Below are 21,857 nucleotides of genomic sequence, written 5' to 3' on the forward strand. Positions count from 1 at the left end.
TGACACCAAGATTTCAGCGGGCCCAGCGAAAGTTAGGATGCGGACATGGCGGAAGGGCTCAGGGAGCGGAAGAAACGGCAGACGCGGCAGTACATCTCCGACGTCGCCACGGGCCTGTTCCTGGAGCGGGGCTTCGACGCGGTGACCGTCGCGGAGATCGCGGTCGCCGCGGACGTCTCCGTGAACACCGTCTACAACTACTTCCCGGCCAAGGAGGACCTCTTCCTCGACCGCTCGCGGGGCATCGTCGACCGCCTCGCCGGCTGGGTCCGCGGCCGGGCGAAGGGCGAGTCGGCCGCCGCCGCGGTCCTGCGTGAACTGCGCCACGAGGTCGAGGCGGTCTCCCCGCGGCTCGGTCTGATGACCGGGTACGCCCGCTTCATGGAGGTCATCCAGGACGCGGCCGCGCTCCGCTCACGGCTCTGGGCGATCGGCCAGGAGATCCTCGTCAACCTGGAGGAGGCGCTGCGCGAGGAGGTCGCCGCGGCCCCCGGGGATCCGCTGCCGGGCCTCGTCGCGGGCCAGATCAACTGGGTGCACCAGACCGTCATGTCGGTCATCGGCCGGGAGATGATGGCCGGCCGCAATCCGGACGAAGTGTCACGCGAGCTGCTTCTGCTCCTCGACGACATGGAGGACCTGTTGAGCCCCAAGGTGCTCAACTACGCCGTACGGGCGGTCGAATGAGCCGTGCCGGTGTGATGTCCGTCAGATGAGACGTGACGCGCGTTACTTACCGGTCACACAGGCGTACCCGGGCGCTAGGGTCCGCCGGAGAGCAACTCATTCAAGCGTGTTAAGGGAGTCGGAGTGGCACGGAAGCTCGCCGTCATCGGAGCCGGACTCATGGGGTCCGGCATCGCTCAGGTCTCCGCGCAGGCGGGCTGGGACGTGGTCCTGCGCGATGTGACCGACGAGGCGCTCGGCCGTGGCCTCGACGGCATCAAGGCCTCGTACGACAGGTTCGTCGGCAAGGGCAAGCTGGCGGCGGCCGACGCCGAGGCGGCGCTCGCGCGCATCACCGCGACCACCGACCTGGAAGCGGCGTCCGACGCGGACATCGTCGTCGAGGCCGTCTTCGAGAAGCTCGAGGTCAAGCACGAGATCTTCCGGGCCCTCGACAAGATCGTCCGCCCCGACACCGTGCTCGCCTCGAACACCTCCGCCATCCCGATCACCAAGATCGCGGCGGCCACCGAGCACCCGGAGCGCGTCGTCGGCGTGCACTTCTTCTCGCCGGTGCCGATGATGCAGCTCGTCGAGCTGGTCCGCGGCTACAAGACGAGCGACGAAACACTCGCCACCGCACGGGAGTTCAGCGAGTCCGTCGGCAAGACCTGCATCGTCGTCAACCGCGACGTCGCCGGCTTCGTGACCACCCGTCTCATCTCGGCGCTGGTCGTCGAGGCGACCAAGCTGTACGAGTCCGGCGTGGCCACCGCCGAGGACATCGACCTCGCCTGCCGGCTGGGCTTCGGCCACGCGATGGGACCCCTCGCCACCGCCGACCTCACAGGCGTCGACATCCTGCTGCACGCCACCGGCAACATCTACACCGAGACCCAGGACGAGAAGTTCGCGCCGCCCGAGCTGATGCGCCGGATGGTTGACGCCGGTGACATCGGGCGCAAGAGCGGGCAGGGCTTCTACAAGCACTGAACGATCACCGCGGCGACGGACGACCCCGTCGCCGCATTCGGCACGGAAACCGCACGCGCCTCTCGGGTGTCACCCCATGAGGTGAATTCGGTATCGGTTCGCTTACAGACGGCAACCTCTGCGGCCCTCGGGCAGTCAGACGGTGCACAACATACAGACGCGAAGACGCGGTAACAGACACACGCGGAGTTACGAGACGCATTCTCGGGGAGCGCATATGTACATCAGGGGCGACCACGCCGAGCTGGTCGTCGGGGGCCGCCTCGACGTGCGCAGCGCGGCGGACGCCCGCACGGTCCTGCACTCGGCCGTCGACGACGGAGTCGGCGACCTCGTGCTGGACCTGTCCGAGCTGGACTCCTGGGACGCCACCGGACTCGGTGTCATCATGGGGGCCCACCGACGCGCCGGGCGGTGCGGCAGACGGCTCGTGCTGCGCGGGGTCCCACCGCAGATGCAGCGCCTGCTGGTGGCCACCCGGCTGCACCGCATCCTGGCGATCGAGGGTGGTATCGGGGTCGAGTCCCTGCCCCGCGTCTGACCCGTGCGAGCACCTCACCGCGCCGCGTGACCGCGCCCTGACCGGCGTGGGAAACGCACCACGTGCACAATCCTCACGAAGCTGTGACGGTTCGGACGGCGCGGTACCCCGCCTGTTCGTAGATACTGTGCGAAGGTTTAGGGTTCGGCTGCCCGCCGCCTGAAACCCTACGAGCGGGCACCGGACCAGAAGCGACAGCGCGGTGTGCAGCACGGCCGGGAGGGCTTGGCACACGACGCTTTTGGGGGGCTTGGAACATGGACCCGACCAACCGGGGACCCGAAGAGTACGGCCATGACGACGACGGCCAGGCGCCTCGCGCGCGCCCGCCGCGCGACCCGCTCGCCACCGACCTGGGCCAGCACGCACCCGCGCTCGTCCGCACGGTCCGGCTCGTCTCGGGCGACTTCCTGCTCACGGTCAACCCCGTCGACGGCAGCGAGATCGAGAACTGCCCGCCGCACGAGCGACCGCAGCCGCCGGTGAAGCACGGCGCCGCCGCACGCGCCGAACTGGCCCGCGCGGCCCGCCCGCCCGTGCCGCCCGGCCCCGCGCAGCCCCGGCTGCCCCTCCTGGAACGCCAGGAGGAACGCGAGCGGCTCGTACGCCTCCTCGCCCGCGGTCGTTCCATACGGCTGACCGGACCCTCCGGATCCGGCCGTACCGTCCTCCTCGACGCCGTCGCCGACGACTGCGCGGACCTCGCCCCCGACGGCGTCGTCCGCCTCTGCGGCCACCGGCGCACCGCGGCCGACCTGCTCCACGACCTCTTCGCGGCCGTCTACGACGCCCCGCTGCACCGCCCCGACCGCGACGAACTGCTCCGCCTCGTCCGCGACGTCGGCGCCGTCGTCGTCATCGACGACATCGAGCTCGGCGGCAGCGCCCTCGACGAGCTCCTCGACGCCACTCCCGAGTGCGCCTTCGTCGTCGCCGCCACTCCCGACGTGCCGGCCCCCTCCGGCGAGGCACTCCTCGAAGAGGTCGTCCTCGGCGGCCTCGACCGCAGCGGCGGCCTCGAACTCCTCGAACGCTCCGTCGGACGTGTCCTGACCGAGGAGGAGTCGAACTGGGCGGGTGACCTCTGGTTCGAGTCCGAGGGACTGCCCCTGCGCTTCATGCAGGCCGGCGCCCTGCTGCGTCAGCGCGACCGGCTGCAGGCGGGCGAGGACGCCTTCGACGAGTACGGGGTCTTCCAGGAGGTCCCGGCCGACGCGCCCTTCGAGGCCGGCGACGGCCACGACGTGCCGCTGCCCTCCCTCGCCGAAGGCGCCGCACCCGCAGCGCTGCTCGCGTCCCGGCTCAGCGAGTCGGCCCGCGCCACGCTGCGCTTCGCCGTCGCGCTCGGCGGCGAGGTGCCCCACCAGGCGCACCTGCCCGCCCTCGTGGGCGACACCCACGCCGACGCCGCGCTCGCCGAACTCGCCGGCTGCGCCCTGATCTCCCCGGTCGGCTCCCGCTACCGGCTCGCCGCCGGTGTGCAGGCGCAGCTGGAGGCCTCCGGCTACGCGGACACCCTGGAGGAGCAGGCCCTCGCCGCCGCCCAGCACTACACCTGGTGGGCCGGGCACCCCTCGGTCACCCCGGAGCGGGTCTGCGCCGAGGCCGACGCCGTGCTCGCCGCGCTCACCTGCCTCGTGCCCGGCACCACCGCCCCGCTCGACGACGAGGACGAGAGCCCCGCCGTCCGGCTGGCCCGCACGGCCGGACCCGCCTTCGCCGCCGGGCTGCACTGGAGCGCCTGGGAACGCGCCCTGCGCTCCGGCGCCGAGGCCTCCCGGCTCTCCGGCGAGGTCGGGGAACAGGCCTATTTCCACCACGAGTTGGGCATCCTCGCGCTCTGCGGCGGCCAGCTGGACCGGGCCCGCGCCGAGCTGGAGGCGTCCATAGGCCTGCGCGGCGCCCTGGCCGACAAGCGCGGCACCACCGCGGGCCGCCGCGCCCTCGCCCTGGTCGCCGACCGCTCGGGGACCCCGTACGCCATCGGCGGACGCACCGCGGGGGAGGAGGTGCCGGACGCGCGGCACGAGGAGTCGATGTCGCCGCCCGGCGGCGTCCCGGCGCCCTTCCCGACGGTCGTCGACACCTCGGGCGGCGCCGTGACGGTGCTCGCCCACCCCGCCGACCCGGGCTTCCCCGCGGAGAAGCGCCAGAGCGTCACCGGGCGCCTCGTCACCGGCACCCGGCGCAACCTGGTCGCCGCGGGCGCCGGCGCGCTCCTCGTCGCCGTCCTCGGCACCGTGGTCACCCTCGGCGCGACCTCGAACCACGACAGCGACACCCCGTCCGAGAAGGTCGGCGTCAACCCGTCGGCCAGTCAGGGCAGCGAGGACGACAGCCTCGGCGCCGACAAGGCGAAGAAGGCCGGCGACTCCAGTCCCACCGCCGGCACCCCGGCCGTGCCCACCGACCCCGGGCCCGACGGCACGTACGGCACGACGGACGATCCGACGCCCACGGCCTCGGCCACGCGCGGGCCCTCCGACGACCCGACCGGCACCCACACGTCGGGCAAGCCGTCGAAGTCGCCGACCCCGTCCAAGTCGCCGTCGAAGTCGACCAAGCCGTCGACCTCCCCGAAGCCGTCGAACAGCACGTCCGCGACGCCTTCGGACAGCGGCTCCCCCTCTCCGTCGGCGACGGAGTCGACCGAGCCGTCCACCTCGGACTCCGCGAGCGGCCCCGTGACGACGGGCGCGCCCGCGAGCACGTCGGCCGGGGTGCCGGAGAGCAGCGGGCCGGCGAGTGGTGCAGCGGGATCGCCGAGCGGCGCGGTGATCTGACCGCAGGCCGTACGACATGAGGGAGGGCCGGGTCCTGTGACGGACCCGGCCCTCCCTCGTCGTGCGTACGGCAGGGGCGCGGGGGTGTGGCCCCGCGCGACCCGGCGCGCGGTTCAGAACAGGCGCAGCTTGTCGTCCTCGATGCCCCGCAGGGCGTTGTAGTCCAGGACCGTGCAGCCGATGCCGCGGTCGGTGGCGAGGACGCGGGCCTGCGGCTTGATCTCCTGGGCGGCGAAGATGCCGCGGACCGGCGCGAGGTGCGGGTCGCGGTTCAACAGCTCCAGATAGCGCGTGAGTTGCTCCACGCCGTCGATCTCGCCGCGTCGCTTGATCTCCACGGCGACCGTCGCGCCGTCGGCGTCCCGGCACAGGATGTCGACCGGTCCGATGGCCGTCATGTACTCGCGGCGGATGAGGGAGTAGCCCTCGCCGAGCGTGTCGATGCGATCGGCGAGCAGCTCCTGGAGGTGTGCTTCCACGCCGTCCTTGATCAGGCCGGGGTCCACGCCGAGTTCGTGCGAGGAGTCGTGGAGGACCTCCTCCATCGTGATGATGAGCTTCTCGCCCGCCTTGTTGACGACGGTCCAGGTGCCTTCCTCGTCGCCGGAGCCCTCCTTCAGCGTGCAGGGCGGAGACATCCAGTTGAGGGGCTTGTAGGCCCGGTCGTCCGCGTGGATCGAGACGCTTCCGTCCGCCTTCACGAGGATGAGGCGCGGGGCCGACGGGAGGTGGGCCGTGAGCCGGCCCGCGTAGTCCACGGAACAGCGGGCAATGACGAGACGCATGGTCGGCAACGCTACTCGACCGGTGGTGGTGCACGCGATTCTCCCGCCCCACTCGCACCACCGATCATCCCGGAAAGGCCGGTTCGCGTGCTTTGTTCTCGCGGTCGCCGGGTTCAGGCCGGTCGGGCGCGGGTGGGCCATCCCATTGATCCTGAAGCTTCCGTGTTCGGGGGTGGCTGATTGTCGGCCTACTGGTGGTTCGCTATGTGCCCATTCTCCTGGTGCCGTCACCTGGCGTTGCTTACCGTATAAGCGGGAGGTCGTGACGCGTGTACTCAGCGTGTCTGACATCGCGAACTCCCCATCCCTGTCCGGCAACCCCCGAGGTCTGGGGGTGCGAGAGGAGAACCCATGTCGCTCGACGTCTCACCGGCCCTACTCCAACAGGCCGAGCGAGGCGAGGTCGACGAAGCTGACTTCGTCGACTGCGTCCGGACCTCCCTGCCCTATGCGTGGGAGATGATCAGCTCCCTGGTGGCCCAGCTGAAGGTCGACGGCGGCAACTTCGCCGACAACCAGACGCCCCCGCCGGACGAGCAGGCACGTGGCCAGCTGCTGCGTGCGCTCGCGAGTGACGCGATACGCGGCGCGCTGCAGCGGCACTTCGGTGTGCGGCTGGCCTTCCAGAACTGCCACCGGGTGGCGGTGTTCCCGCTGGACGACGCGGTGGACGACACGCTGGCACGCTTCACCTCGGTACGCAGTCAACTGCTCAATCAGTCCCCGGAGTTCCGGGACTGCTGATGCGCTGACACCGCTTGGCTTGCCGCTCCGTCCGCGGGAGGTGCTCTGGTACCGGGGCGGCAAGCTCACCGCGTGGCCGGTCCGTCGGACCGGCCACCGACCGGTCATCCGAGGTTCGGGAGGACCTCGGCCCCGAGTCGGCGTACGTTCTCCTCGGTCGCCGCCAGGTCGCCCGAGCCCTCGACGAGAAGGGCGAACCGCGAGATGCCGGTCCGCTCCGAGGTGGCCGCGAGGCGGTCCGCGCACAGTCGGGGTGTGCCCACCGGGTGCAGCCCGCAGAGCAGTTCGGTGTACGCCACCGGGTCGCGCATCGAACGGGAGCGGCCGTCGACCGTCACATGGGCGTCCAACCCCTGCTTCAGCCAGCCCGGCATCGCCTTCACGAGCGTCTCCACGGCGTCCGAACGGCGGTCGGCGATCTGGCAGACGCCGGCGGACACATGGGCGGCGGTGTGGATCTCGTCGTGGGAGCGGCCCGCGGCGCGTGCGTGCTTCCTCCACAGCCCGACCATTTCGGCCTTCTCCTCGTCCCCGACGTGCATGCCGAGAAGCATCGGCAGCCCGCGCTCGGCGGCGAGCCGCACGCTCGCCGGTGAGGTGCAGGCCACCACGACCTCGGGCCCCGCGGCCTCGCACAGCGCCTCCGACGGGCGTGGGACGACGGGGACTTCACGGAAGGGGAACCGCTCGGAGGTGCTCGCCACGGACGGCTCGCGCAGCCAGCGCATCAGCAGATCGAGAGACTCCGGGAACCCCTGTTCGTACGCCTCCAGGCCCGCTCCGAACACCTCCAGGTCGACCCAGGGGCCGCCGCGGCCGACGCCCAGCGAGAACCGCCCGCCGGACGTCAGGTGCAGCAGCGCGGCCTGTTCGCCGAGCGCCACGGGGTGCGCCGTGGGCAGCACGCTGACGGCGGTACCGACGCGGATGCGGCTGGTGCGGCCCAGCAGATACGCGGCGAGTGTGACGGCCGACGGGCACGTCCCGTACGGCACGAAGTGGTGTTCGGCCAGCCAGACCGCGTCGAGGCCGGCCTCCTCGGCGACCTCGGCCGACCGCACCGCGCGATGCAGGGCCTCTCCCTGGCCCTGTCCCGGAAACTGGGCGGCGAGTACAAAACTTCCTACGTGCATCGAACTTTCCTGCTTCCTCGGCTCCGACAGGGAGCTCCCCCACCCGGCATAACCTCCTGACACGTGCCGAAGTCACGGCTTGGCGGAGAGATTTGCGGATTGTCTGGGAAATGGGCCGTCCGATGGGGCATCTGTGCGGGTTGGCGCTGTACGCGTACCCCTGGGTGCGCCGCGTAGGCTGGACGTGGCCCCTGCTCCCTGTATAGCTCCGTGAGGTGTCCCTTGTCCCCGCGTCGCAACCGTCCGAAGGACGCCGGCTCGTCCGGCAGCAGCGCCGAGGCGGATCCGTCGGACCGCTACGGCGGCTGGCAGTCCACGGAGAGTTGGCAGGGCGAGGAGTGGAGCGTGCGCCATGTGGCGGGCGCGAGCGCGCAGGGCAAGACCTACCGCTGCCCCGGCTGCGACCAGCTGATCCCCTCCGGGGTGCCGCACGTGGTGGCGTGGCCGGAGCACTCGGGCGTCGACGAGCGGCGGCACTGGCACAAGGCCTGCTGGAACGCGAAGGACCGCCGCACCTCGCGGGTGCAGCGGTCCCGTAACGCGCCCAGGTTCTAGGCGACTTCAGGTTCCTGTCGGGCTCGGGGCGTCACACGTCCCGGCGGTCCAGGAGGACGAAGGCGCCGACGATGGCGGCCGCCGTCACTCCGGCGAGCAGGCCGAGCTGGGCGCCGCCGTGGCCGCTCTCCCGGTCGATCTGGAAGATCCGGGCGAGGGCGTTCGGGGCGTTGTACTCCTGCATCTTCTCGCCGAGCGTCCGCATGCTCTCGGACATCATCAGGAACGCCGGCATGATCGCGGGTACCAGGACGACGCCGAGCATCGAGGTGATCGCGCCCGCCGAGTGACGCAGCATCGAGCCCACCGCGAGTGCCAGGACACCGAGCAGCGACACGTACAGCGCGCCCATCACGACGGTGCCGCCCCACGGCACCGGGGACGGTCCGCTGTGCATCCCCTCGGTGATCAGGCCGACCAGCCCGATCGCGAAGGCCGAGACGACGAACGCCACCGCGAAGAAGATGATCAGCTTCGCGGCGAGCACCCGGTGGCGCTGCGGCGAGGCCGTGAACGTCGTGCGGATCATGCCGGTGCCGTACTCGGACGAGACGACGAGCACGCCCAGCGTGATCAGGCAGATCTGTCCGAGCATCAGGCCGAAGAACGCCGGGATCGTGTACGGCACGTCGCCGAAGTCCTCGTTCGTCGTCTGCGCGGCGACCAGGAAGCCGATGCCGATCACCAGCAGCAGGAACGTCCCGAGCGTCCACAGCGTGGAGCGCACCGACCGGATCTTCGTCCACTCGGAGTTGAGCGCGTGCCCGAGGTGGGTGCGGGTGACGGGGATCGGCGAGGTGTACGACGTGCCGGGCGCCGGGTGCCATGCGGGGGCAGCGGCGCTCTGCTGCGGCATCGGGGGCTGGGGCGTGCTCATCGGGCGTCCTCGGGCTTGGTCAGGTCGGCGGCGGGCGCGGGGGCCGGGGCGGCGGCGGGCGCCGGGGTCCCCGCGGGGGCCTGCGGAGCGGCGTACGGGTTGACGTCCGTGGCGCCGGGGGCGGCCGGGGCGCCGTAGGGACCGTGGCCCGCACCGGGGGCGGCGGGAGCGGCGTACGGGCCGGCCTGGGGCTGTCCCTGGGGCATCGCGAAGGGCGGCTGCCCGCCGTGCTGGGGCGGCGGCGGCGCGTACCAGCCGGGCTGGCCCTGGCCCGCCACCGGCAGGTGCGGCTGCGGCACGGCGCCCGGCGGGAGCTGCTGCTGGAGCCCGGCCTTCTGGTCGATGCTCGAGCGGTAGTCGACGGCGCCCTGCGTCATCCGCATGTACGCCTCCTCCAGCGAGGCCTGGTGCGGCGACAGCTCCCACAGGCGGACATCGGCGGAGTGCGCCAGGTCGCTGATGCGGGCGAGCGGCAGGCCGGTGATGCGCAGCGCGCCGTCCTGCTCGGGCAGCACCTGGCCGCCGGCCTCGGTCAGCGCGGCGGTCAGCTTCTCGCGCTGCTGCGGCTCGGTGTCCGGCGTGCGCACCCGGGCGAAGTCGGCCGAGTTGTGCGAGATGAAGTCCTTGATGTTCTGGTCGGCGAGGAGCTGGCCGCGGCCGATCACGATGAGGTGGTCGGCGGTCAGCGCCATCTCGCTCATCAGGTGCGAGGAGACGAAGACCGTACGGCCCTCCGCGGCGAGGGACTTCATCAGGTTGCGCACCCAGAGGATGCCCTCGGGGTCGAGTCCGTTGACCGGCTCGTCGAAGAGCAGCACCTGGGGGTCGCCGAGGAGCGCGGCGGCGATGCCGAGGCGCTGGCCCATGCCGAGCGAGAAGCCCTTGGAGCGCTTCCTGGCCACGTCCTGCAGACCGACGACGCCGAGCACCTCGTCCACCCGTCGGGCCGGGATGCCCGACAGCTGGGCCAGGCACAGCAGGTGGTTGCGTGCGTGCCGGCCACCGTGCACGGCCTTGGCGTCGAGGAGCGCGCCGACCTGGCGGGGGGCGTTCGGCAGCTTGCGGTAGGGGAAGCCGCCGATCGTCACCTGCCCGGAGCTGGGGTTGTCGAGACCGAGGATCATCCGCATCGTCGTCGACTTGCCGGAGCCGTTGGGCCCGAGGAATCCGGTGACGGCACCCGGCCGCACCTGGAAGGAAAGGTTGTACACGGCCGTCTTGGCGCCGTAGCGCTTCGTCAGGCCGACTGCCTCGATCATGCTCCGCACCCATCGAAAGGTTCAGGACGGCGGGGCGCGCGCCCCCGTAAGGCTTAGGAGGATAACCGGGCGCTGACGGTTCCACTCAAGAGAGAGTAAAACCGTGCTGGTCGGAAGGGCAAAGATCCAGTAGGGACGCCGATTTCGCACGACTGTCCTGTCAGGTACCCGCCGCCCCTGACCGGCCCGGAAAAGGGAACCGGCGCCTCCTGATCGGTGGCCGGATCGTCAGGGGCCCGGCGGCAGCGAGTCCTCCAGCGGCGGCAGGTCGTCGTACAGCCGCAGCTCGGCCGAATCGTCCATGTACGTCAGGAAGTCGGTCTGCGGCAGCACCCAGCCCTCCTCGCCGAAGATCAGCGTGCCCCGCTCGCGCAGCGAACGGTCGGCGCCCGCGCCGCGCACCCAGGCCGCCGGGTCCGGACCGAGCAGATCGCGCAGCCGCGCCGAGGCGGCGAGCAGGGAGGCCAGCAGCGCGGACTGGTCGCCGCCGCCCGGCCGGGGCCGCCCGCTCTCCGGCTCCGCGAGCACGCCGTGCGCGCTGAAGTAGATGTACGCACCGCCGAGGCGCTCCCCGGACGGCATCGTCATCGCGAACTCGTCGCCCGGGAGTATCGCCCGTCGGTAGTCCGGGAACTCGGTGTCGTCGACCGCCTTGAGCTGCGTCGAGTCCAGCCAGGTCACCACCAACGTCGTCTCGGCCGCCCGGTCGACGTACGGCGTCCCCGCCACATAGCCCGCCGGGCTGATGTGCCCCGAGCAGCCCACGCCGATGCCGTGCACCCGCACCGGGACCATCGGCACCGTCGCCGGGATGCCGAGCCGGGTCAGCTTGTGCGCGACCTGCCCGGGGGAGGCGTTCGACCCGACCGCGATCACCGGATGCCGTCGGCCGGTGCCGACCTGCCCCAGATCGGCGAGGGCCTCGTCGAGGCGCTGCTGCTCCTGCCGCTCCTCCACCCACCACTCGCCGAGCCGCAGTGGCCGCACGTCCAGCTGCAGCAGCTCACCGCCGGTCAGCAGCGACGGCTCGGTGGTGGGCCGGCCGGGGTAGGTGAGGGGTTTCTTCGCGGGCACGTCGTCCAGGCCCAGCGCCTCAAGGCTTCGGTCCTTCGTCGTCACGGTGACGCCCTTCGGGGGTGGTCGCGCGAATACGGGCACAGCCTTTCACGCGATGTCTACCCGGGACGGGGCCCGGTCTCCCCGACGAAGCGGGGTTGGTCAGAACCGGCACCGGGAATCATGCCGTCCCCATTGTACGAGGGGACCCGAAGTCGGTTATGGGGGAAGCAAGTTGAGGCTCATGGGACGCGAGGTGCGGTGGCCGGGACGGCCCGACAGCACCCGTACGCATCCGCGCTACCGCACGTCCGTTCGTTGGTGGATCGCGGGCCGCACGGTCCACGCGCTGCTCCTGATGACACTCGGCGCCCTGGCCGCACTCTCCGTGCTCATCGCGGCGGCGTGGACGCTCACCGAGCACTCCCCGCGCTCCATGGCGGACAGGTTCTCGAACGAGGAGGCGCTCCTCGACCTCAGCCTCACCGTGCTGCGCGCCTGCGTGGGCACCGACAACCTCGAACCCGAGCCGGACAGCACCGCGCACCAGACGCTCGCCACGGTCGCCTCCGTCACCGGAGCGCTGGTGCCCGCCGTTCTGCTCGGCATCGTCCTGATCAAGATGTTCGCGCTGCGGCCCTTCGTCTGGCGCCGGCGGGCCAGCATCTCGCACGCCTGGACCGCCGACTTCCCGGGCTACTCGCGGAGCAACGCCAACAGCGACGACGCGATCATCGCCGTCCGGTTCTACAACCGCTTCGACAACCTCTCGGTCGTCGACCTGCGGGCCCGCGCGCACCTGCGCTACCTCGAACGCTCCCCGCACGACGGCAGCCTCGTCATCTACAAGCAGTGGCTGAAGGTCCTGGACGCGCGGGGCGAGCCGGCCGAGGAGCGCAGCTGGCTCGCGGTGGAACGCGGGGCGCCCTTCACCGTGTGGATACCGGTCGAGGCACCGGTGGGCGAGCTGCCGTTCCGGCGGATCCAGGGCAAGGACCTGGAGGGCTCGCACGGCGTGAAGCTCCTCGTCCGGCTGACCGCGCGGACGGTCGGCCTCGGCACCGAGGTCGCCGACGAGCGCTGGTTCGACCTGGAGGGCGGCGACTTCGAGCTCGGCCGGTTCGTGCCGCTCCAGCCGGACCTCGACAAGGACGTGTGGCACTGGGAGGGCTGGACGGAGTTCGACGGCCTGACCGGTTCCCGGCCCGACGGCGACGGGACCGGACCCGCGTAGGAGAGCCGTCCCGCCGGCCCTTCAGGCCTGGCGCGCGCGGCGCGCGAACCGGTCCGCCAGCGCGACGACCAGCTCACGGAGCTCGTCGGGACGCTCGACGACGAACGGCAGATCGAGCGCGGCGAGCACCGGCGGCAACCAGTCGAGCCGCTCGGCCCGCACCTCGACACGCAGCCAGGGCGGACCGTCGTCCTCGGCGGCCGGCATGGGCTCCCGGGCGGGTGGGGGCGCCTCGGTGTCCGCGAGGGCGGTCACGCTCGCGACACTCGCCGGGAGGCGGGTGCGGATCTGCTCGGCCGTCCCGCGGATGCGCAGCGTCACCTCGTGGCGGTACGCCGCCGTGGCGAACCCCGACAGCACCCGCTGCGCCGGATCGGGGCCCTCGACCGCCTCGAACGACCCGGGCAGGAGGCGCGCGTCGGCGACACGGTCCAGCCGGAAGGTGCGGTCTTCACCGATCCCGGGGTCCCGGCCGGTGACGTACCACCGGCCCGCGTGCGCCACGACCCCCTGCGGGTGCAGCGTCCGGTCCCCGCGCCGCCCCGCACGGTCGGTGTACCTGATCGCCACGGGCCGGCGGTGGCGTACCGCGTCGGCCAGCGTGAGCAGGATCCCCGCGTCCGGGGCGGCGAACTCGCCGGCCGGCTCCGTGAAGGCCAGGGACTCCAGGACCGCTTCGACACGGACGGCCAGGTGACGGGGCAGGACCCGCCGGATCTTCGCCGCCGCGGTCTCACCCGCGGTGGCGGTCGCCGTCGTCAGCCCCGTGCGCCGCCCGGCGACCAGACCGAGCAGCACGGCGACCGCCTCGTCCTCGCCGAGCATGAGCGGCGGCAACCGGTGGCCGGGGCCGAGCCGGTAGCCGCCGTAACGGCCGCGCACCGCCTCGACCGGCACGTCCAGGTCGATCAGGTGGTCCACGTAGCGCCGCACGGTGCGTCCGTCGACGCCGAGCCGCTCCGCGAGCTCGGCCATCGTCCGGGTGCCGCCCGACTGGAGCAGCTCCAGGAGGGTCAGGACGCGGCCGGTGGGTCGGGACATGCTCCGAGCCTAGCGCCGATAGTGGACTGATTCTGTCCGGTATCGGGTCTAGCGTCCGCAGGGCACGACACACCGATCCCAGGAGTACGTCATGAACCTCGTATCGCTCCGCGTCATCACCGACGACGTCGCCCGTCTCGTCGCCTTCTACGAGAAGGCCACCGGCCTGTCGGCGACCTGGTCGACCGAGCACTTCGCCGAACTGACGACCTCCGGCGCCACCCTGGCCATCGCCGGCACGGCCACCGTCCCGCTGTTCGCGCCGGGCTCCTCCCGCCCCGCCGACAACCACAGCGTGATCATCGAGTTCCTGGTCGACGACGTGGACCGGGTGTACGCGAACCTGGCCGGCTTCGTCACCGACTTCGTCAACGAGCCCACCACCCTGCCGTGGGGCAACCGCTCGCTGCTGTTCCGCGACCCCGACGGCAACCTGGTCAACTTCTTCACCCCGGTCACCCCGGCCGCGATCGAGAAGTTCGGCCGCTGACGCTCGCGGACCGGCTCTACGCGTCCCGCTTCTTGAGCAGCGTGTAGCCGCCGATCAGCGCGAGGGCTACCCACAGCACCATGATGCCGAGGCCGCCCCAGGGTCCGTAAGGCGTGTCGTCGAGCGGCGTGACCACCCGCAGGATCCTGCTGCCGGCCTGGTCGGGGAGGTACCGGCCGACCTTCTTCGTCGCCGACACCGCGCCCAGGATGTTGGAGATCAGGAAGAAGAACGGCATCAGGATGCCGAGCGAGAGCATCGGACTGCGCAGCATCGCCGCGACGCCCATCGAGAACATGGCGATGAGCGTCATGTAGAGCCCGCCGCCCAGCACCGCGCGCAGCACGCCCGGGTCGCCGATCGTCACCTTGTGCGAGCCGAGGGCGGCCTGGCCGAGGAAGAAGGTGATGAAGCTGGTGACCATGCCGACGGCGAGGGCGAGCCCGGTCGCCACCGTGACCTTGCCGAACAGGAACGTGCCGCGCTGCGGGACAGCGGCGAGCGAGGTGCGGATCATCCCGGTGCTGTACTCGTTGCCGACCACCAGCACACCGAAGACGATCATCGCGAGCTGACCGAGGGTCATGCCCGCGAAGCTGATGAAGGTCGGGTCGAAGGACAGCTGGTCCCGTGTGCTCAGGTTGTCGAACTCGTTCTTCGACAGCAGCGAGATGAGGATGCCCAGCGCGATCGTGACGACCGCCGCGAGACTCAGTGTCCACACGGTGGACGACACGGACCGGATCTTCGTCCACTCGGACCTCAGGACCTGGGTGGCCGCCATGTCAGCCCTTCTTCCAGTCGCTGCCCCACTGCGGGGCCGGGGGCGGGCTCGGTGACGCCTGCGGACCGGGCGGCGCCGGAACGCCCCGCGGGTCCTGCGGGTCCCGCGGTCCGAACCCGTCGGGCGGTCCGAGCGGGTGCTGCGGTTCGGGTGGCCCGGTGTGCGCGTGGTACTCCACCGACTCCGCCGTCAGCTGCATGAACGCCTCCTCCAGAGACGCCTGCTGCGGGCTCAGCTCGTGCAGCACGATCTGGTGCCGCGCGGCCAGCTCGCCGATCCGCTCCGGCTTCCCGCCGTCCACTTCGAGGGGACCGCCGCCCGTCTCGACGACGGTGATGCCCGCGTCGTGCAGCACGTCGAGCAGCCGCTCCCGTTGCGGGGTGCGGATCCGTACGAAGGAGCGCGAGTTCTGCCGGATGAAGTCGGCCATCGAGGTGTCGGCGAGGAGCCTGCCCTGGCCGATGACGACGAGGTGGTCGGCGGTCAGCGCCATCTCGCTCATCAGGTGGGAGGAGACGAAGACCGTACGGCCCTGGGTGGCGAGGGACTTCATCAGGTTGCGGATCCAGTGGATGCCCTCGGGGTCGAGACCGTTGACCGGCTCGTCGAACATCAGGATCCGCGGGTCGCCGAGGAGCGCGCCAGCGATGCCGAGCCGCTGGCCCATGCCCAGCGAGAACCCCTTCGCCTTCTTCTTCGCGACCCCGGTGAGGCCGACGGTGTCGAGGACCTCGTGGACGCGCGCCGCCGGGATGCCGTTGCTCTGGGCGAGACAGAGCAGGTGGTTGAAGGCACTGCGGCCCCCGTGCATGGCCTTCGCGTCGAGCAGCGCCCCGATGTACTTCAGGGGGTCCTTCAACCGGTCGTAGTGCTGCCCGTCGATCCGAACGTCGCCCGAGGTGGGCCGGTCGAGCCCCAGCATCATCCGCATCGTCGTGGACTTGCCCGAGCCGTTGGGGCCGAGGAAGCCGGTCACGATGCCCGGTCTCACGGCGAAGGTCAGGTTGTTCACCGCCACCTTGTCGCCGTACCGCTTGGTCAGCCCCTCGAGCTCGATCATGCGGCCACGCTAAGACGGCCCCCCGGCGCCTGCCACCCGAGAATCGCGGCCATCCGAGGGGCGCGCGCACCGCACCGACCTGACGGACCGTACGACAAGGCCCGCACCCTCGACGAGGGAGCGGGCCCTGGTGTCGAACAGTGTGCTCAGCGGGACTGCTGCGCCGGAACCCCACGCGAGATGGGCTCGTCCTCGGCCGGCGTGGTCGCGGCGGCCACCGCGGCACCCGTGAGCGTCGCGAGCATCTCGCGGACGTTCGTGAGCTGCGCGTTGATCGAGTCGCGACGGTTGGTCAGGGCGGCCAGCTCGCGCTCGGACTCCGAACGGATGCGGTCGGCCTTGGCGTTCGCGTCGGCGACGATGTCCTCGGCCTGACGCTGGGCCGTCTCCACCGTCTGACGGGCGCGACGCTCCGCGTCCGTACGGAGCTTCTCGGCCTCCAGGCGGAGCTGCTCCGCGCGGTGCTCGATCTCCGCGAGACGCTTCTCGGCCTTGGCCTGACGCGACGCCAGGTCACGCTCGGACTGCTCGCGGCGCTTGGCGAGGTTCGTCTCGAAGTCCGCGGCGGCCTGGGCGGCCTTGGCGCGGGTCTCCTCGAAGAGGGCGTCCGCCTCCTCACGCTTGGACTGCGCGTCCTTCTGCGCCTCGGAACGCAGCTGCGAGGAGTCGCTCTTGGCCTTCTCGACGATCCGGACGCCCTCGTCCTCCGCCTTGGACTTGCGGTCCGCAGCGAACGATTCTGCGTCGTTGCGCACCTGCTGAGCCGCCGACTCGGCGAGCTCGCGGTGCTGCTCGGACGCGCGACGGGCCTCCTCGCGCAGGTCCTTGGCCTCCTCCTCGGCGAGGCGGAGGATCTTCTCGACACGCGCGCCGAGACCGGCGTACGACGGCTCTGCGTCGCTGACCTGGGCCTGGGCGTTCTGCGTTTCGAGGTGGAGCTCCTCGATGCGCTTTTCAAGGGCGGTGATACGGGCCAGAGCGCTGTCACGGTCGGAGACGAGCTTCGAAATGCGTTCGTCCACCTGAGCGCGGTCGTACCCACGCCGCACAAGCTCGAAGCCGTAGGGGGAAGTGTCGCTCATGGGGTTCCTGTCGAATGAGACCGGTGAGGTGATAGGTGGAATCCTAGGGGTCAAAGCGGTGTGTCATCGAGCGGATACGTGTTTGATCTGGAGAATGACACTCCTTTTGGGTGGCTAGCTGCCGGATGGCTTGCCAGACCCCGCACCAAAGGTCCGCCCAAAGCACGGAATGGGTGGTTCTGGCTAGCTCTCCGACGACTTGCCACCCGATCGGGGCGCCCCCACCGTCGCGCCGGCCTTGACGCCACCGTCCTTGCCGCCCGGCGCCTCGAAGGACTCCAACGCCTCCAGGACATCCTGGACACGGGAGATCTCCGCGTTGATGTCCTCCCGCCGGCGCACCAGCACCTCCAGGTCCCGCTTGCCCTCCTCGACGGCAGCCTTGGCCTCCTGGATGGCCTCGGACCTGATCTTCTCGGCCTCGCCGATGACGGACGCCTTCTTCTGCTCGGCCTCCTTCAGGAGACCCTCCGCCTTCCGGACCGCCGCGATGCGCACCTTGCTGGCCTCGGAGTTCGCCTCGGACACCAGGTCCTTGGCCTTCGCCTCAGACTCCGCGAGCTGGTCCTCGGCGGCCTTGATGAGCGCGTCGCACCGGTCGCCCGCGTTCTTCATCGCCTCGGCCGACTCACGGCGGGCCCGCTCGTGCAGCTCCTCGATCTCCGAGGTGATCCGGTCCCGCAGCTCCTCCGCGCGCTCCCGGATCGCGGTGGCGTCCCGGCGCGCGCCGATCAGCAGCTCGTCCGCGTCCGTACGCGCCCGTTCCACCAGGGTGTTGCCGGCGACGGTCGCCTCCGAGACGAGCCGCTCCGCCTCGCCGCGCGCCACACCGACCATCGTGTCGGCCTGCGACTCGGCGTCCGCCGTCGTCTTCTGCGCGCTCTGCTGGGCCTCCGTGAGCAGCTTGTCCGCCTCGGACGCCGTCTCGGAGATGAGCGTGTCGACCTGCTCGGCGGCCTCGGAGCGCCGCTTGTTGGCCTCCTGACGAGCCTCGTCGAGAGTCCGCTCGGCCTCCTCGCGCGCCGACGAGGTGACCCGCTCGGCCTCCTCCGCCGCCCGCGCCCTGACCCGCTCCGCCTCGGAACGCACCCGCTCGGCGTGCTGCTGCGCGGAACCGACCGTCTCCGCGGCCTCCGCACGCAGCCGCTCCGCGTCACCGGTCGCGTCCTCGATGAGCCGCTCCGCCTTGGTGACCGACTCGGTGCGGACCCGCTCGGCCTCCGCCGCCGTCTCCGTCTGGAGCCGCTCGGCCTCAGACGCGGCCTCGGTGATGAGGGTGTCCGCCTGCGTCGCCGCGTCGGAACGGATCCGGTTCGCGTCCTCCCGGGCGTCCGCTCGTGCCCGCGAGGCGTCCTGCTCCGCGTTGGCGACGGCGTCGGACGCCTCCGTACGCACCCGCTGCGCGTGCTCCGAGGCGTCCGAACGCAGCCGCTCGGACTCGGCGATCGCCTCCGCGACCGTGCGCTCCGCGAGCGAGGTGGCGGCCTCCGTCTCCTCGGACGCCTCCCGCCGCAGCCGTGACGCGTCCTCCGACGCGCGCTCCCGCTCGGCGTACGCGTCGGCGCGGACGCGGTCCGCCTCCTGCTGCGCCTCCGTGCGCGTGCGCTCCGCCACGTGCTCGGCGGCCGACCGCAGTCCGGTGATCTCCTCCTGCGCCTGCTCGTGCAGTCCCGCCACCGCGTCCCGCACCTGCTGCGCGGTCTGCTCGGCGCTCGAGACCATTTCGTTCGCCCGCCGGTCGGCCTCCTCGACCAGCCGTACGGCCTCGGTCTGGGCCTCCTCGACGCGCTTGCGCGCCGAGGCGAGCAGCTCCTCGCTCTGCTCGCGGGCTCGCTCACGCTCCTGGTCGGCCTCCTGGCGCGCCGAACCGAGGGTCTCCTCGGCCTCGCGGCGCCGCCGTGCGGCCTCCTCCTGCGCGGCGGCCAGCGTCTCGGCACCCTCGACGGCCAGCCGCTCGGCCGCGGCCTGCGCCTCGGTCCGTACCCGGTCCGCGCTCTCCTGTGCCTCCGACTTGAGCCGCTCGGCCTCCGCGGCCGCCTCCGACCGCAGCCGCACGGCGATGGTCTCGCCCTCGGCACGGGACGCCGACGCGTCCGCCGCCGCCTCGTCGCGAAGCCGCTCGGCCTCCGCCTCGGCCTGCGCCTGGAGTGTCCGGATGCGCTCCGCGGCCTCCGACCGCAGCCGCTCCGTCTCCTCGACCGCCTCGCGGCGGATCCGCTCGGCCTCGGCACGCGCGTCCGTCAGCGCCTGCTCGGCGGCCGTCAGCCGCTCCTCGGTCTCCGTGTGCAGCCGCGCGAGTCCTTCGGCGGCCTCGGCCTGACGGGCCTCTATGGCCCGCTCCGTCTCCTCGCGCTGCCGCTCGGCGGCCCGCTCCGCGTCCGCGGCGATCGTCTCGGCCTGCTCGACGGCCTCCGCACGGTGCCGCTCGGCCTCCGCGCGGGTCCGCTCCAGCGTCTCCTCGGCCTGCCGGCGCAGACCGGTCGCCCGCTCGATGGCCTCGGTGCGGACCTTCTCGCTGTCCGCCGTGGCGGCGTGCCGCAGTTCGTCCGCGTCCGCCTTGGCCTTGGCGAGCAGTTCCTCGGCGGTCCGTGCCGCCTCCTCGATCTGCTGGACGGCCTCGCGCCGGGCCTCCGCACGGATGCGCTCACCCTCGGCGACCGCGTCCGACCGCAGCTGCTCGGCGTCACCGCGCAGCCGGCGCGCCTCCTCCTGCAGTTCGACCGTCTTGGCGCGGTACTCCTTGGTGTCGTCCTTCGCCGTGCCCTTGAGCCCCTCGGCGATGTCGTGCGCCTCTGCCCGCAGCCGGTCGGCCTCGGTCTCCGCCTCCGTGCGGATCCGCTCGGCCTCCTCCGCCGCCGCCTTCGTCGTCCGCTTGGCCTCCTCGGACGCCTTGTTCAGGACGTCCTCGGCGGTCCGGGCGGCCTTCGCGAGCTGCGAGGCGGTCTCCTCGGCGGTGAGGCTGCGCGCGCTCTCCTCGGCCTCCGCGACGATCGTCTCGGCCTTCGTCCGCGCGTCCTCGACGAGCTGCTCGGCCTCCGACTTGGTGGTCTCGGCCTCCTTCGTCGCCTCGCTGACCAGCCGGGCGACCTGCTCCTTGGCCGTCCGCGTGCGCTGCTCGTTGGCCGACTCGGCCGCGGACAGCGTCTTGGCGGCCGCCTCCTTGGCCTCGGACAGCACCTTGTCGGCCTCGGTCTGCGCCTCCCGCAGCCGCGTCTCCGCGGAGCTCATCCGCTGCTCGGCGGCCCGGCTCAGCTCGGTGGCCTGCCGGCGGGCGTTGTCCGACTCGCTCGCCGTGGAACTGCGCAGTTGCTCGGCGTGGTCGGTGGCCTCCTGCGCCTGCGTCGACGCCGCGTTCAGTAGCCGCTCGGAATCCGTACGGGCCCGGCGCAGCAGCGCCTCGGCCTCCGCACGGGCGGCCTCGGCGTCGGTCGTGAGCCGCTGACGGGCCTCCGAGGCGACCCGCTCGGCCTCGGCACGGGCGGCGGCCAGCGCCTGCTCGGCCTCCGCGCGCGACTCCTCGAGGAGCCGGCGGGCCTGCGACTCGGAACGGGCCCGCAACTGCTCGGCCCACGCCACGTTCTCGTTGACGTGCGACTCGACGGTCTGCCGGCGCTCGGCGAGCTCCTGGTCGAGCTGCTGGCGGCGGGTGACCGCCTCCTGGTGCAGCTCCGCCTGCAGCCGGGCGGCCTGCTCGGCGTGCTCCTGGAGGATGCGCTGCGTCTGCGCGCGGGCCTGGCTGATCTCCCGCTCGGCGTCGGTGCGCAGCTGGTCGGCCTGCATCTGGGCGTTACGGAGCAACTGTTCGGCCTGATAGCCGATGTCCGCCCCGTCGTAGGCAGGACGGGTCGCCAGACTGCGGCGCGCCTCGTGCAACTTGGCGCGCAGCACCTCGACCTGATAGCCGAGATCCTCGGCGTGCTGGACGGCCTTCTCCCGCTCGGTCTTCAGCCGTTCCATCTCGGCCTCGAACCGAGAGAGGTGGTCGACGTCAGCCGCCGGCTCTCGCTCCTGGCGTTCGTAGCCCCGCACTGCGCGGTCCCATCCGTCCCCTGGTCGCAAGTCTTTCCGAACGAGCTCCGTCCATCCGCTGAACGGGGCCCCCGGGGAATGGTGTCAGATCAACGGCGGAGCACGGGCTGTCGCCCCGACGCTCGCCCCCCGAAACCTGGACCCCGGCCCTTGGTCCCGCACGCCCGAAGACGAGCAGGACCCCGGCCGTCCCCCGTGAAGGTGACGGCCGCCCCCAACCCTACCGGCCCAGATATACGGAGGTCAGTGCTCAGGTGACTCAACCGTCGCCGAAGTGACCAGTTCTGTCAGGACTCCATGACAATCCTTGGGGTGCAGGAAGGTGATCCGGGACCCCATCGACCCCGTCCGGGGCTCGTCGTACAGCACTCGGACGCCCTTGCTCCGGATATCGGCCGCTTCGCCGTCGACATCCGCGGTGCCGAAAGCGATGTGATGCACGCCCTCACCGTTCTTGGCCAGCCACTTCCCGACGGCCGAATCCTCCCGGGTCGGTTCCAGCAACTGGAGGTAGGAAGCACCCCCGTCGGACGTCTCGTTGATCTTGAGCATGGCCTCCCGCACGCCCTGCTCCTCGTTGACCTCGGTGTGGAACACCTCGAAGCCGTACGTCGCACGGTAGAACTCGACAGTCGTGTCGAGGTCGAAACAGGCGATCCCGATGTGGTCGATTCGCGTCAGCATGCAGCCAGTGCAGCGCTCCCGGCGTGGTTACGCAACGTGCGCGCGATCACACTGCGGGCCG

19 protein-coding genes are annotated in these 21,857 nt (G+C 71.6%); 8 read left to right on the forward strand and 11 right to left on the reverse strand.

Going from position 1 to position 21,857, the window contains the following annotated elements; genetic code table 11:
- The first annotated feature begins 45 nt into the window (after positions 1–45).
- From ACIRQH_RS26365 to ACIRQH_RS26380, 4 genes are all read left to right on the forward strand, one after another.
- On the forward strand, positions 46–687 hold the full coding sequence (locus tag ACIRQH_RS26365) for a TetR/AcrR family transcriptional regulator (protein ID WP_388866594.1): 642 nt from the start codon (positions 46–48) through the stop codon (positions 685–687).
- A gap of 123 nt (positions 688–810) precedes the next feature.
- Positions 811–1,659, forward strand: coding sequence for a 3-hydroxyacyl-CoA dehydrogenase family protein (locus tag ACIRQH_RS26370; protein ID WP_358819423.1), 849 nt, complete (start codon positions 811–813; stop codon positions 1,657–1,659).
- Between the two features lie 217 nt (positions 1,660–1,876).
- Positions 1,877–2,200 carry an STAS domain-containing protein gene (locus tag ACIRQH_RS26375; protein ID WP_030672301.1) on the forward strand — a complete coding sequence of 108 codons (324 nt, stop codon included), beginning with the start codon at positions 1,877–1,879 and terminating at the stop codon, positions 2,198–2,200.
- A 257-nt stretch (positions 2,201–2,457) separates the two neighbouring features.
- Positions 2,458–4,983 carry an ATP-binding protein gene (locus ACIRQH_RS26380; RefSeq protein ID WP_404227112.1) on the forward strand — a complete coding sequence of 842 codons (2,526 nt, stop codon included), beginning with the start codon at positions 2,458–2,460 and terminating at the stop codon, positions 4,981–4,983.
- A gap of 113 nt (positions 4,984–5,096) precedes the next feature.
- Here the strand turns inward: ACIRQH_RS26380 and nucS are convergent, their stop codons facing one another.
- Positions 5,097–5,768 (reverse strand): endonuclease NucS, encoded by a 672-nt coding sequence (nucS, locus tag ACIRQH_RS26385; protein WP_358819421.1) that lies wholly within the window; start codon positions 5,766–5,768, stop codon positions 5,097–5,099.
- A gap of 351 nt (positions 5,769–6,119) precedes the next feature.
- Between nucS and ACIRQH_RS26390 the strand changes: the two genes are divergently transcribed.
- On the forward strand, positions 6,120–6,512 hold the full coding sequence (locus ACIRQH_RS26390; protein WP_081219465.1) for an SCO5389 family protein: 393 nt from the start codon (positions 6,120–6,122) through the stop codon (positions 6,510–6,512).
- 104 nt (positions 6,513–6,616) lie between these two features.
- On the opposite strand, the gene ACIRQH_RS26395 is transcribed toward ACIRQH_RS26390, so the two are convergent.
- On the reverse strand, positions 6,617–7,645 hold the full coding sequence (locus ACIRQH_RS26395; RefSeq protein WP_388866587.1) for an LLM class flavin-dependent oxidoreductase: 1,029 nt from the start codon (positions 7,643–7,645) through the stop codon (positions 6,617–6,619).
- Positions 7,646–7,867: 222 nt separating this feature from the next.
- Between ACIRQH_RS26395 and ACIRQH_RS26400 the strand changes: the two genes are divergently transcribed.
- Positions 7,868–8,200 (forward strand): ATP/GTP-binding protein, encoded by a 333-nt coding sequence (locus ACIRQH_RS26400; RefSeq protein ID WP_358819419.1) that lies wholly within the window; start codon positions 7,868–7,870, stop codon positions 8,198–8,200.
- A 31-nt stretch (positions 8,201–8,231) separates the two neighbouring features.
- Here the strand turns inward: ACIRQH_RS26400 and ACIRQH_RS26405 are convergent, their stop codons facing one another.
- The 3 genes from ACIRQH_RS26405 to ACIRQH_RS26415 form a co-directional block, all read right to left on the reverse strand.
- A complete protein-coding gene (locus tag ACIRQH_RS26405; RefSeq protein WP_388866583.1) occupies positions 8,232–9,077 on the reverse strand; it encodes an ABC transporter permease in 846 nt (281 codons plus the stop codon).
- On the reverse strand, positions 9,074–10,336 hold the full coding sequence (locus ACIRQH_RS26410) for an ABC transporter ATP-binding protein (protein WP_388866580.1): 1,263 nt from the start codon (positions 10,334–10,336) through the stop codon (positions 9,074–9,076). The genes ACIRQH_RS26405 and ACIRQH_RS26410 overlap by 4 nt, the downstream gene beginning before the upstream one ends.
- Positions 10,337–10,564: 228 nt before the next feature.
- Complete coding sequence (locus ACIRQH_RS26415; RefSeq protein WP_358819417.1) at positions 10,565–11,455, reverse strand: hypothetical protein; 891 nt, start codon at positions 11,453–11,455, stop codon at positions 10,565–10,567.
- 181 nt (positions 11,456–11,636) lie between these two features.
- Here ACIRQH_RS26415 and ACIRQH_RS26420 point away from each other — a divergent pair, with 181 nt between their 5' ends.
- A complete protein-coding gene (locus ACIRQH_RS26420) occupies positions 11,637–12,626 on the forward strand; it encodes a hypothetical protein (protein ID WP_358819416.1) in 990 nt (329 codons plus the stop codon).
- A gap of 21 nt (positions 12,627–12,647) precedes the next feature.
- Here ACIRQH_RS26420 and ACIRQH_RS26425 read toward each other — a convergent pair whose 3' ends face one another.
- Positions 12,648–13,667: a WYL domain-containing protein gene (locus ACIRQH_RS26425; protein WP_358819415.1), complete on the reverse strand. Its 1,020-nt coding sequence runs from the start codon at positions 13,665–13,667 to the stop codon at positions 12,648–12,650.
- Between the two features lie 91 nt (positions 13,668–13,758).
- Between ACIRQH_RS26425 and ACIRQH_RS26430 the strand changes: the two genes are divergently transcribed.
- A complete protein-coding gene (locus ACIRQH_RS26430; RefSeq protein WP_388929740.1) occupies positions 13,759–14,157 on the forward strand; it encodes a VOC family protein in 399 nt (132 codons plus the stop codon).
- A gap of 16 nt (positions 14,158–14,173) precedes the next feature.
- Here ACIRQH_RS26430 and ACIRQH_RS26435 read toward each other — a convergent pair whose 3' ends face one another.
- The 5 genes from ACIRQH_RS26435 to mce all read right to left on the reverse strand — a co-directional run bounded on the left by ACIRQH_RS26435 (position 14,174) and on the right by mce (position 21,796).
- Positions 14,174–14,941 (reverse strand): ABC transporter permease, encoded by a 768-nt coding sequence (locus ACIRQH_RS26435; protein ID WP_388866573.1) that lies wholly within the window; start codon positions 14,939–14,941, stop codon positions 14,174–14,176.
- Between the two features lies 1 nt (position 14,942).
- Positions 14,943–16,001 (reverse strand): ABC transporter ATP-binding protein, encoded by a 1,059-nt coding sequence (locus tag ACIRQH_RS26440; RefSeq protein ID WP_358819412.1) that lies wholly within the window; start codon positions 15,999–16,001, stop codon positions 14,943–14,945.
- Between the two features lie 146 nt (positions 16,002–16,147).
- The gene (locus tag ACIRQH_RS26445; RefSeq protein ID WP_355875681.1) at positions 16,148–17,083 is read right to left on the reverse strand and encodes a cellulose-binding protein; all 936 of its coding nucleotides are present in this window, start codon (positions 17,081–17,083) and stop codon (positions 16,148–16,150) included.
- A 183-nt stretch (positions 17,084–17,266) separates the two neighbouring features.
- Positions 17,267–21,112, reverse strand: a complete 3,846-nt coding sequence (gene scy, locus ACIRQH_RS26450; protein ID WP_358819411.1) for a polarized growth protein Scy — start codon at positions 21,110–21,112, stop codon at positions 17,267–17,269.
- Between the two features lie 243 nt (positions 21,113–21,355).
- The gene (gene mce / locus ACIRQH_RS26455) at positions 21,356–21,796 is read right to left on the reverse strand and encodes a methylmalonyl-CoA epimerase (protein WP_358819410.1); all 441 of its coding nucleotides are present in this window, start codon (positions 21,794–21,796) and stop codon (positions 21,356–21,358) included.
- Between the last annotated feature and the right edge of the window lie 61 nt (positions 21,797–21,857).

The organism is Streptomyces sp. NPDC102279, assembly GCF_044766365.1.
GTDB lineage: Bacteria > Actinomycetota > Actinomycetes > Streptomycetales > Streptomycetaceae > Streptomyces.